The organism is Flavobacterium sp. RSSA_27, from assembly GCF_051547125.1.
In the GTDB taxonomy this organism is placed as follows: Bacteria; Bacteroidota; Bacteroidia; order Flavobacteriales; family Flavobacteriaceae; genus Flavobacterium.
The window spans coordinates 35964-47877 of the sequence record NZ_JBPTTN010000002.1; the positions used below are offsets into that span (position 1 = coordinate 35964).

Annotated in this window: 13 protein-coding genes; 7 read left to right on the forward strand and 6 right to left on the reverse strand. The window is 34.1% G+C overall.

Annotated features, from left to right (window positions below; genetic code table 11):
• Positions 1-24: 24 nt before the first annotated feature.
• From ACSVH5_RS03050 to ACSVH5_RS03075, 6 genes are all read right to left on the reverse strand, one after another.
• Entirely contained in the window at positions 25-654 is a 630-nt protein-coding gene (locus ACSVH5_RS03050; protein ID WP_438059995.1) for a carbonic anhydrase, read from the reverse strand.
• 17 nt (positions 655-671) lie between these two features.
• Positions 672-1448 (reverse strand): O-methyltransferase, encoded by a 777-nt coding sequence (locus ACSVH5_RS03055; protein WP_438059996.1) that lies wholly within the window; start codon positions 1446-1448, stop codon positions 672-674.
• 84 nt (positions 1449-1532) lie between these two features.
• Complete coding sequence (locus tag ACSVH5_RS03060) at positions 1533-2105, reverse strand: hypothetical protein (protein ID WP_438059997.1); 573 nt, start codon at positions 2103-2105, stop codon at positions 1533-1535.
• A gap of 147 nt (positions 2106-2252) precedes the next feature.
• Positions 2253-2714: an FKBP-type peptidyl-prolyl cis-trans isomerase gene (locus ACSVH5_RS03065; protein ID WP_438059998.1), complete on the reverse strand. Its 462-nt coding sequence runs from the start codon at positions 2712-2714 to the stop codon at positions 2253-2255.
• Positions 2715-2872: 158 nt separating this feature from the next.
• Positions 2873-4729, reverse strand: coding sequence for an ABC-F family ATP-binding cassette domain-containing protein (locus ACSVH5_RS03070; RefSeq protein ID WP_438059999.1), 1857 nt, complete (start codon positions 4727-4729; stop codon positions 2873-2875).
• A 228-nt stretch (positions 4730-4957) separates the two neighbouring features.
• Positions 4958-5872 carry a T9SS C-terminal target domain-containing protein gene (locus tag ACSVH5_RS03075; protein ID WP_438060000.1) on the reverse strand — a complete coding sequence of 305 codons (915 nt, stop codon included), beginning with the start codon at positions 5870-5872 and terminating at the stop codon, positions 4958-4960.
• Between the two features lie 115 nt (positions 5873-5987).
• On the opposite strand from ACSVH5_RS03075, the gene ACSVH5_RS03080 reads away from it, so the two are divergent.
• The 7 genes from ACSVH5_RS03080 to ACSVH5_RS03110 all read left to right on the forward strand — a co-directional run bounded on the left by ACSVH5_RS03080 (position 5988) and on the right by ACSVH5_RS03110 (position 11901).
• Entirely contained in the window at positions 5988-7151 is a 1164-nt protein-coding gene (locus ACSVH5_RS03080) for a glycosyltransferase family 2 protein (protein ID WP_438060001.1), read from the forward strand.
• 83 nt (positions 7152-7234) lie between these two features.
• Positions 7235-8545: a dihydrolipoamide acetyltransferase family protein gene (locus ACSVH5_RS03085; protein WP_438060002.1), complete on the forward strand. Its 1311-nt coding sequence runs from the start codon at positions 7235-7237 to the stop codon at positions 8543-8545.
• A 170-nt stretch (positions 8546-8715) separates the two neighbouring features.
• Complete coding sequence (locus ACSVH5_RS03090; protein WP_438060003.1) at positions 8716-9486, forward strand: exonuclease domain-containing protein; 771 nt, start codon at positions 8716-8718, stop codon at positions 9484-9486.
• Positions 9487-9562: 76 nt separating this feature from the next.
• Positions 9563-10174 carry a fumarylacetoacetate hydrolase family protein gene (locus tag ACSVH5_RS03095; RefSeq protein ID WP_438060004.1) on the forward strand — a complete coding sequence of 204 codons (612 nt, stop codon included), beginning with the start codon at positions 9563-9565 and terminating at the stop codon, positions 10172-10174.
• Positions 10174-10518 (forward strand): Hpt domain-containing protein, encoded by a 345-nt coding sequence (locus tag ACSVH5_RS03100; protein ID WP_438060005.1) that lies wholly within the window; start codon positions 10174-10176, stop codon positions 10516-10518. The genes ACSVH5_RS03095 and ACSVH5_RS03100 overlap by 1 nt, the downstream gene beginning before the upstream one ends.
• 10 nt (positions 10519-10528) lie before the next feature.
• On the forward strand, positions 10529-11239 hold the full coding sequence (locus tag ACSVH5_RS03105) for a hypothetical protein (RefSeq protein WP_438060006.1): 711 nt from the start codon (positions 10529-10531) through the stop codon (positions 11237-11239).
• 8 nt (positions 11240-11247) lie between these two features.
• Entirely contained in the window at positions 11248-11901 is a 654-nt protein-coding gene (locus ACSVH5_RS03110) for a hypothetical protein (protein WP_438060007.1), read from the forward strand.
• The last annotated feature ends 13 nt before the right edge of the window (positions 11902-11914 follow it).

An 11914-nucleotide genomic window follows, 5' to 3' on the forward strand; every position in this document is an offset into this window, starting at 1 on the left:
TTTCAATTGTAATTTGCTTACAAATTATGGTGTGATTTTGTAAACCGTCGTAATTTTTTTTAGAATACTTTCAAAATCAATTTTTAAATCGATTAGTTTGCCAGTAGCGATATCAAATACCCATCCATACACTATCAATTGTCGTTCTTGATTTGCCTTATGAATTTCGGCCATTTTTATAATGTTGATGCATTGTTCCTGCACGTTGAGTTCTACTAATCTACGATTTCTAGCCTCTTGATCAGAGATATCTTCTAGTTCTTTGAAATGCAAGCGGTACACGTCTCTAATATTTCTTAACCAAGGATTTAAAAGCCCTAAATCCGATTGTTTCATCGCTGCCGCAATACCACCACAACCATAATGTCCGCAAACTATAATGTGTTTTACTTTCAGATGGTTTACCGCATAGTTGATTACTGACATCGAATTTAAGTCGGTATTAGGAACTAAATTGGCAATATTGCGATGTACAAAAACGTCTCCTGGATGCAATCCCATGAGTTCCTCTGCTGTAACACGACTATCTGAACAACCAATATATAAAAATTCAGGTTCTTGCTTTTTTGATAAATTTTCAAAAAAATAAGGATCACTATGCAATTGCTTTTTGACCCATTCTTTGTTATTTGTGAAAAGTTGTTGAATTGTCATATTGTTTTATTTTTTAGTTAAACCCTAATAACAAAATGCTCTTTAGCCTGTTCCTTTCTGAAGAAAACCATGCCCCATTGAAAGGTGTCTATAGTTACTTTTACTTTTGGGTGTTTTTTTATAATGTCCCATGCTTCTTCCATGGTAGATGACCAATGAATATCGTCAAAAATCCAAACGGTTTCGTTGTTTATAGTGGGTACTAAATGTTCAAAATAATGCAAAGTTGCTTCCTTAGAATGATTTCCATCAAAATATATGAAATCGTAGTCGCTATCGAGCTGGTCTGAAGTAAAAAACGTTTCAAATTGGGTGGTGACTGTAGTTACATTTTCAAAATTACTTTGCTGTAATTGCTCTTTGGCTATTTTTGAAGTTTCTGGACAACCCTCTAATGTTGTAATTTTGGCTTTTGGATTCCCTAAGGCCAGTGCAGAAGTAGCTAATCCAACCGAAGTGCCAATTTCTAAAATTGATTTTGGCTGGAAAAACTGAACAATTCTACATAATAACTCGGCTCTTTTTGGAGAAATTCCAGCAGTTTGTGCAATTTTTGAAACCTGTCTTTGGGGTGATTTGAATACCCTTGAACCCGCACCAAAATCGGTAACAGTGATAGTGTTTTTGTTGTCAAGTAATTCTTTTCTGTAGTTTTTTAAATGGGTATATTCTGGTTTCTTTTTTTTATCATAAAAGCAACGAGTTACTAACGCGAATACAAAAGGGGAATGCACCCCGTGTTCGTTTTTAGATTGCCATAAAAAGGACAAAAATGATTGTAGTTGGAAAAGCATGATTTGATTGTGCAAATGAGTTATGAATACACTTTATAGGAAAGCCAAAAGTTTTAGTTTGATTACTTCTGAAAGTGATTGAATTTATAAGAAAATACCAATTTTTAATGATAGCTCTGGGTTTAAAAGCGGTAGTTTATAGGCTTTGTTTTCAAGTGTAAAATGGTCATTACCTCCAATTTTGCAACTCATCCCAGCCCAAGGTGATACATAAAGATTTTTATAGAGGATAAAATTGTAGCCAATACTGCCGTTTAAAAGGATGTTTTCAAAGTTTTTGGTTGCTTTTCGGTATTCATCCTCAATCGTGCTTTTCCAATACACAGGTCCTGCACCCACCCACCAACCTTTCCAATTTTGAGTAAGAAAGCGATCCAGAAGCACCGCATAAGCGCGAACGTGATGGTTTGTAAATCCTTTTTTGGTAGTAAAATCGGGTAAGTTTACATCGGCTAAAAGTGCACGAGTTCGCCATTGGTTTTTTCCTATCCAAGCTCCTGCAAAGTAACCTCCTGTGGCATAAGGTAAGCCATCGAGTTCAATGCCGAAATTGTATTTTTTTGAAGCGGATGAACTGTTGGATATTTTTTCATCATCATGCTGAGCGTGAAGGCAAAAGGAACAACAGAACACTAGAAAAAAAAGTGGTTTTTTCATTCAATTTGTTTTCCTATAAAAGTATTTTAAAAATATGGTTTTCACAAGTTGAATTTCTGTAAGAAAACCATTGTATTGGTTGTTAGGCATAAAAAAAGCCACTATCACAGAGGCGATAGTGGCTTTTTATTGTAAACTGTATTTCGATTAATTGAATTCAATCAATTCTATTTCAAAAATGAGTACGGAACCGCCAGGAATTGAGCCATAATTAAAACTGCCATAAGCTAAATGGGCAGGAATTAAAAGCATACCTTTACCTCCTTTTTTGAAATATTTAATACCTTCTCTCCAACCATTAATGGTGCTTTTTAAAGGAACAGTTATGCCAGTAGAAGTGCTTTGATCTAAAAGAGAACCATTTAAAAAAGTAGCTTTGTAGGCAACTGTCACATTTGAGTTGTCTGTAGGAAACGCATCACCGGTTCCTTCTTGAGTAATAATGTAGTATAAGCCACTTTCTGTTTTTTGAGCAGTTAAGTCATTCTTTTTTAAATATTCATTGATTTGTTCATCATTTTTAGCTGAATAATCTATTGCTTCTAGCGGCTCATTTGAACAAGAAACGAATAGTGGTAAAACAAAAAGGAATAATAAAAAGTTTTTCATAAAAGTATTTTTTTAACGAGCACAAAATTACTATTTAATGAAGCAAAAGAACTTAAGGAAGGGTTAATGTTTTATTAAAGATTTGTTAGTTGTAATGACTTCATTTGAACAACCCATTTTTGAAAAATCAATAATGTCGTCTGAAAATGAAGCTCATATTACCCTTCTAATTTTGCCGACAGTTCAAACCAACGTTCTTCTTTGGTCTCGATTTTTTTGATAATGTTTTCTAACTCTTTGGCTTTCTTTTCAATTTCTACGACTTGACCATCCACAAAAAGTTGTTCTATTTTGGCTTTTTCTTGTTCGAGTTCTTTAATCTCTTTTTCTATTTTTTGATATTCTTTTTGCTCGTTAAAGGATAAGTTTCCAGTGGGATTATTTTGTTTCCAATCTTTTTTCTCGGCTTTATTTTCTTCTTTTTGAGCAACATCGGCACTGTCTTCATAAGCCCTAAAATCGGAATAATTGCCTGGGAAATTTTCTATCGCTCCTTGGCCTCTAAAAACAAACAAATTATCCACAATTTTATCCATAAAATAACGGTCGTGCGATACTACTAGCAAGCAACCTGGGTAGTCCAGAAGGAAATTTTCCAAGACATTCAAGGTCACTATATCTAAGTCATTGGTAGGCTCATCGAGAATTAAAAAGTTAGGATTCTGAATCAAAACAGTACACAAATACAAGCGTTTTAATTCGCCACCGCTTAATTTTTCTACAAAATCATATTGTTTTTTGGCATCAAAAAGAAAGCGTTCCAGCAATTGTGATGCTGAAATCATTCGTCCTTTGCTTAGTGGTATGTACTCACCGTATTCTTTGATGATGTCAATAACTCTTTGATTGGGTTTTGGGTTAATTCCTGATTGGGTGTAATACCCAATTTTAATGGTGTCACCCACAATTACTTTTCCATTATCTGCTGGTAAAGTACCAGTAAGTACATTCAAAAAAGTAGATTTTCCAGTCCCGTTTTTTCCAATTATCCCAATGCGTTCACCTCGTTGAAAATCAAAACTAAAGTTGTCCAAAATCACCCGATCTTTGAATTTCTTAGAGATTTTGTGCAATTCAATGATTTTGCTGCCCATGCGTTCCATGTTGATTTCGAGTTCCACTTTATTCTCTCGTCGTCTACTTTGGGCTTTTTCCTTGATGATGTAAAAATCGTCCTGACGCGATTTCGACTTGGTCGTACGGGCTTTAGGTTGCCTACGCATCCATTCCAATTCTTTTACAAATAAGTTTTGAGCTTTGTCAATACTTGCATTTTCGGAGGCGATACGTTCTTCTTTTTTCTCCAAATAATAGGAATAATTGCCTTTGTATTGGTACAATTTACCATTGTCTAATTCAATGATTTCGTTACATACGCGCTCCAAAAAGAAACGATCGTGCGTCACCATAAACAACGTAATGTTTTCTTTCGCAAAATAACTTTCCAACCATTCAATCATCTCCAAATCCAAGTGATTGGTAGGTTCGTCTAGAATCAACAAGTCTGGTCGATTGATCAAAATGATAGCCAAAGACAATCTTTTTTTCTGTCCACCCGACAAATTTTTAACCTTCAGTTTAAAGTCTTCTAACTTTAATTTGAACAAAATTTGTTTAAACTGCGTTTCAAAATCCCATGCATTGTACTGATCCATTTGGTCAAACGCTTTTTGATACGCTTCTTCATCTTCAGGATTTTCCAATGCTTTTTCGTAGCGTTCAATCACTTTCAAAATTTCATTATCCGAAGCGAAAATACTTTCCTCAATCGTCAATTCGTCTTGCAAATTATGGTCTTGCGACAAAAACGCCATTTTTATGTCTTTACGAATTATCACTTGTCCTGTATCGGGCTCGTCTTCGCCATTAATAATTTTCATGATGCAGGTTTTTCCCGATCCATTTTTTGCAATAAAGGCAATTTTTTGGTCCTTATTAATTCCAAACGAAAGGTTTTCAAAAAGGGTTCTTTCTCCAAAAGACTTCGAGATGTTTTCGACAGATAAGTAATTCACAGTGCTTATTTTTTTGCAAAAGTAAACTATTCTATGCCATTTGTGAATTATTTCTCTAAGGACAAGTGGGGTTTTTAGGAACAGCCTCAAAAGGCATTTTCAGCAAGTATGGGTCCTGTTATATCTTTTTTCTAGACCTGACAGGTTTTTGAAACCTGTAAGGTCTAGAAAAAAAGGATGCAACTTATATGTTTCTTGTTATTGTTTGGCAAAGAACTTCTTTATTATTTAATCTTTCAATTCCACCACATGCCATTGTTGCGGAATCTTCAAGAAAGGTTTTCTGATCAATGCTTCATTGCTTAGATAAAAAGTCTTGCCATCAGTTGTTGTAATCCCTTCTAGTTGATGAAACGGCAGTTGTAGATCGATTCTTTTTTTGCAACCCGCGAAAAAGTGATTTCCCACAAAGTCATACAAAAGATATAAAAAAGGATTTCCGCTTTTGGTATACCCACATAGCACAATTTTTTTATCAGATTTCAAATAGGTCGCAGCAGTAATCAAGCCTTTGCAATCCAATGAAGTTTGTAGTTGTGCTACTTGATGGTCTGTTTTGTTGGCCAAAGCATAAAGACTTGTAGTGGCAGACTTCCATTCTTTAGTAAACAGATAAATACTGTCTTTCGTTGCTATAAAAGCTTCGCAATCAAAAACTGTTGTGTTGGGTTTTTGCGAACTAAAATTGGTTTGATTTCCATACGAAAAAGTAATGGTTTCAATACGAGGTTGTTGTTGTAATAAAGTGGTCTTGTCAATTTTTAAAATGTTCAAGTTGGTCCGATTTCCCGAATAGTTGTTGCCAAAGTCTCCAATATATAAATAGGAATCATCTTGGGTGATTTCTTCCCAATCCTGATTCACCACGTTATTTAGTTTGATTTTTCTTTTGATTTTACCCGATGCGTCCAAACCATAAAGGGTGGTGTCATGATCGTCATTGTGTGTCCAAAACAAACCGTCAAAATAAACAAGGCCCGAAGTTTCTTTCAGAGAATCTGATAGCGGAACTGAAAATAGGGCTTTTGTTTTGGTCTTGAGATATACACAGTTTTTGTTTTTTACCATAGCATCAACAGTAGGTTTATTCGCTTGTGGATAAACTATCGAAAAACAACACAATGTATACAATAAGAATTTCATAGATTTTCATGCAAATGGAATCGTAAAAATAAGGAATTACTTTGGTGCCATTATTTTAATTATAAGAATTATCATTAGAGTTTTTGAGAGAATATTATCTCATTATATTTGCATCATGCAATTATCAGTTATCATTCTCAACTACAGCGTTCGTTTTTTCTTAGAACAATGTGTGCTTAGCGTTCAAAAAGCGTTAGAAAACGTTGAAGGAGAAATCATCGTTGTCGATAATGGATCTTTTGATGATAGTTGCACTATGATGCACACTCGCTTTCCAGAAGTGAAACTCATTCAGAATACCAAAAATCTGGGTTTTCCTAAAGGGAATAACATTGGAGTAGCTGCCGCTAAGGGTAACTATATTTGTATTTTGAATCCTGATACAGTCGTGGCTGAAGATACTTTTGAAAAGGTTTTGAATTTTGCTAAAACTCAAGAGAATCTAGGTATTGTGGGTGTAAAACTCATTGATGGTTCAGGTAATTTTTTGCCCGAGAGCAAACGCGGTGTTCCTACCCCTTGGGTGGCTTTTACCAAAGTTATGGGCTTGTACAGATGGTTTCCTACTGTTTCTATTTTTACAAAATATTATGCACAGCATTTGCGTCCTGATCAAACGGGTAAAGTGGATATACTTGTAGGGGCTTTTATGTTTCTCCCCCGCGAATTGTACCTTGAAGTGGGTGGTTTTGATGAAAATTGCTTTATGTACTCCGATGATATCGACTTGTCCTATCAAGTGTTGCAAAAAGGAAAAGATAATTTTTATTTTCACCAAACCACCGTTCTGCATTACAAAGGAGAAAGCACTATAAAAGACGGTATATATATGAAACGCTTTCAGGAAGCGATGCGTTTTTTTTATCAAAAACATTTTAAGGTTTCGTTTTTCTTTGAAACTTTTATGCAATTGGGAATTTTCTTTTTTTCTTTATTCAAAACACTTCAAGGAAAAACCATGAATCAAAAAGAGCCTAATACCTATTTACTGTATTCTTCTAATGAAAAATTAGTCAAGGAGTTGCAATTGGTTTTAGGAAAAAAAGTGCTTTTTCAGCCTTATGAAGGAGAAAAAATGGTAAATTCGTGTCTTTTTAAGAGAAAGCATGGTGCCGAAATCATACTAGATAATGAGGTTGTTTCTTTTAAAGAATGTATAGTTATTTTAGAATTGTTAAAAAACCAAGGATTTACTTTTAAAATTATACCAAAAAGTTCTAATTTTTTGATTGGAAGTAATAATAATAACGAAAGAGGTATGATTTTAAAAATTCGGTAAAAATTACATTAAATGTAATTTATATTTAAATTATTTATTAATTTCGCAAACGAAAAATAAAAAACACCTTTTAGGTTAATAATATGGCAAGATTTGAATTAAAGCTTCCGAAAATGGGAGAAAGTGTTGCAGAAGCAACCATTACCAATTGGTTGAAACAAGTAGGTGACAAAATTGAAGCAGACGAAGCAGTATTAGAAATTGCAACGGATAAAGTGGATAGTGAGGTGCCTAGTGAAGTTTCTGGAGTTCTTGTAGAACAATTGTTTCAAGTAAATGACTTGGTTCAAGTTGGGCAAACGATTGCTATTATTGAAACCGAAGGAGGGGAGGGCGCAGTAACTGTTGTAGCTGATGAAGTGCCAAACGAAGCCGTTGCTATAGAAAAAGCGATTGAAGTAGCTAAAGAAACGGTACTTGCTGCTGTAGAATTTAACGAATCGGATAAGTTTTTGTCGCCTTTGGTAAAAAATATCGCAAAAGAAGAAGGTGTTTCTGTTGCTGAACTACAAACGATTTCTGGAACAGGAAAAGAAGGAAGAATTACCAAAGCAGATATTTTAGAATACATAAAAAACAGAGGAAATCAACCTAAAGTTACTGCAACCCCATCGTTAATGGTGGATACTATCGCTCCTGTGGCGGTACCAGTAGCGGCAAAAGCAGCGCCAGTTTCTGTCAATGGAGGTGACGAAATTGTTGAAATGGATAGAATGCGTAAGTTGATTTCGGGTTACATGGTAGCTTCTGTTCAAACTTCAGCTCACGTTCAGTCATTTATTGAGGTTGATGTGACGAATATTGTAAAATGGAGAGACAAAGTTAAAGCTGCTTTCGAAAAAAGAGAAGGCGAGAAACTGACTTTTACGCCTATATTTATGGAAGCTGTAGCTAAGGCGTTGAAAGATTTTCCAGGAATGAATATATCGGTTGATGGTGATTTTATTATCAAAAAGAAAAACATCAATTTAGGTATGGCTGCCGCTTTACCAAACGGAAATTTAATAGTTCCTGTTATCAAAAATGCCGATCAATTGAATTTGGTAGGCATGGCGAAAGCGGTAAATGATTTAGGAAATCGCGCTAAAGCTGGTAAATTAAAACCAGACGATACACAAGGTGGTACGTACACAGTGACGAATGTAGGAACTTTTGGTTCTGTTTTCGGAACTCCAATTATCAATCAGCCCCAAGTTGGAATTTTAGCTTTAGGTGCAATTAGAAAAGTGCCTGCGGTTATCGAAACACCAGAAGGAGATTTTATAGGAATTCGTCAAAAAATGTTCTTGTCTCATTCTTACGACCATAGAGTAGTTGACGGTGCCTTAGGTGGAAGTTTTGTGAAACGAGTAGCTGAATATTTAGAAGCTTTTGACGTAAATAGAGATTTTTAATTGTCCCTACAATAAATATTTTAAAACCGACATTGATGTTTTCAATTGTCGGTTTTTTATTTGCAGGAATGCAATTCCTTGTAAGTCATCAGTTTTCATTGAAATTGACACAAAAGCATGTGCGTATTCGCGCTTAAAAAAGTATATTTGTATTCTTTTAATAATCAAAAATGGAACTAAAATTAAATAGACCAATTTGTTTTTTTGATCTTGAAACAACTGGGATTGATATTGGTAAAGATCGTATTGTTGAAATCTCAATTTTTAAAGTGTATCCCAACGGGAACAAAGAAAGCAAAACTTGGTTGGTAAATCCCACAATACCAATTCCAGCAGAATCTACTGCGGTTCATGGAATAACCAATGAGAAAGTGGCTAATGAGCCAACTTTCAAAGAATTGGCTTCGCAAGTGCATTTGATGATTAAAGATAGTGATTTGGCGGGATTCAATTCAGATCGATTTGATATACCTTTATTAGCAGAAGAATTGTTGAGAGCTGGAGTTGATTTTGATATGAAAAATAGGGTGTCAATTGATGTTCAAACTATTTTTCATAAAATGGAGGAACGAACATTAGCGGCGGCGTTGAAATTTTATACTGGAAAATCACTCGAAAACGCCCATTCTGCAGAAGCCGATACTATGGCTACTTATGAGATTTTAAAAGCACAATTGGATCGATATCCGGAATTGGAAAACGACATGAAAGTGTTGTCTGAATTTACAACAAGAAAAAAAATTGCTGATTTTGCTGGAATGATAGCCTTTGATAAGGACAACGAAGAGATTTTTACTTTTGGAAAACACAAAGGGGCTAAAGTCGAAAAGGTTTTGGAGACCGAGCCTGGTTATTTTAGTTGGATTCAAAATGCCGATTTCCCTTTGTATACCAAAAAAGTGCTTACTGCCATTAAATTAAGAAAGTTAAATACTAAATAGAGTGATTAGTGAAGAGTAATTGGTGAATAGGCTTTGTTTGCTAATTACTATTCACTAATTACTATTCACTAAGAATATGAAAATAATTTGTATTGGCAGAAATTATGCCAACCATATAGAAGAGTTGAAAAACGAACGTCCAACCGAGCCAGTGGTTTTTATGAAACCAGATTCAGCTATTTTGCTCAAACAACATCCGTTTGTGATTCCAGAATTTTCGGAAGATATTCATCACGAGATTGAGTTGGTTGTAAAAATTAGTAAAGTTGGAAAATACATAGAACCCAAGTTTGCACATAAATATTATGATGAAATTGGTGTTGGAATCGACTTTACCGCTAGAGATTTACAGGAAAAATTAAAACAAAAAGGGTTGCCTTGGGAAAAAGCAAAAGCCTTTGATGGGTCAGCAGTAATTGGAGAATTTTTACCTAAAACGCAATTTAATTCGTTAGAAAATCTTACATTTGAGTTAACCAATAACGGACAAACAGTTCAGAAAGGCTGTTCTAGTCATATGTTATGGTCTATTGATGAATTGATTGCATATGTTTCTCAGTTTTTTACTTTGAAAATAGGAGATCTTATTTTTACAGGTACCCCAGCGGGAGTAGCGTCAGTTCATCCGAATGATATTTTAGAAGGATTTTTAGAAGGACAACAACTATTTAGAATACAAGTAAAATAATGGCATTAAAATACAACCTTTCCAAAGTGTATGCACTTTCAGATAATGATCCCGAATTTGTGCAACAAATTTTGACACTTTTTGTTACAGAAGTTCCGGAGGATTTGAAAAAAATCAAAGAAGGAATTGATACTAAAGACCATAAAAAAGCCTATGCTTATGCGCACAAAATCAAGCCTACCCTGGATTTGATCGGTTTAAACGTGGCTTTTGAAGAAATCCTTCAAGTGGAAGCTTGGACAAAAGTAGAAGGAAGAAAAAAAGATATTATTGAAACATTCAAGAGCGTCAAAAAACGCGTAAAAGAAGCGGTAAAGGAAATTAAGAAAGATTTTGATTTGTAAATTACTCCATATGAAGCTTTTTTTTTTAGGCTTGTTTTTTGTTTTATCCGGTTCAGTATTAAGTCAAAAAACGTATAATTTTGACTATGTGTTAGCGTATGATTTGCAGGTCAAGAAAGGAGATTTAGTCCTAAAAGAATATTTTTATACCAATTCTAAGGATAATAGTTATAAAATGCGTGTTGTTGAGAAAGATTCTTTGAACTTTACAGTAAACTTTTTCGATGTTCTAGGCAATCATGCGGTAGTTTATTTCTCGAAGGCTGATTTTTTAAAAGCGACATCAATCACAGTTCCTTGCAAGTTTGTTAAATATCATATTACTAGTAATTTACGAACTAAAGATTATGGTTTTGCTTCTTTGAGTGATACCGTTATTAATGGAGTTTCTTATTATCATTATGTACTAAAGAGTAAGTCGATAGAAAGGGAAAAACGAAAAAAACTAAGTAGAGCCCATTATATAATTGATAAAGGAAGTTCTTTTCATTTGCCTGTTTTCTTTAGGACTTTAGATGTAGAGGTATGGAAAAGGGAACGAAGTGTTTTGAATGGTATTCCTTTTGTTGAATTTGTAGCTAGTACTGTTAATCAGGAAGTGTCTACTGTTAGAAAGTTGGTGAAGAGGGAAGCAATTAGTATGCAGTTATTAGTTCCTGATGAATGTGATTCTGAAAAATCCGGAAAGAATCTATCTACTAAAATAATAAATGAACCTTAGCAGTACCAATGACCATCCGTTTTTTTTTATTTGTGTTGTTTTTTTGCAGCACCGTTTTTGCTCAAAAAAAGATTAGTTTTGATCGAATGATTGAATATGAGGTGGTTGGTGAGGTTAATTTGAAAAAACAATATTTTTTGAGTAATAGTAAGGATGATAGTTGTTATTGTTTTGTGCTTTTTAAAGATGATGATAGCTGTTTAATGTATTTATATTATAATAATGGAGATATTATCACTGCAGAAGTTCAGAGTAGTTCTTTTTTGAAAGCAGAGACAATCATTTTTCCAAAACAAAAAAGTAAAAAACAATTTGAAACAATTAAATATGATGTAAAACGCTTTGATTTTGCGATTAAGTCAGATACGTTGCTAGATTCAAAACCACACACTGTGTATGGTATGAAGTATAGAAGATCAAATGAAGCTAAATTGTATGATAGAGGTCAAGCTTTATATATAGTAGAACCTGGTACTGAATCCTATTCGTCATTGCCAATTTTTTCATCCTATTTTGATGTCCATGTGTCAAGTCGTTTATTTCCAAAAGGAATAGCGACTGAGATGCTTTATTATAATGCTGATAATAGTAAATTACAGTATAAGAGGAAATTGATACTTTATGGAGAAATTAAACCAAAATATATAGTGCTGCCAAATTAACTACTTTCAAAAC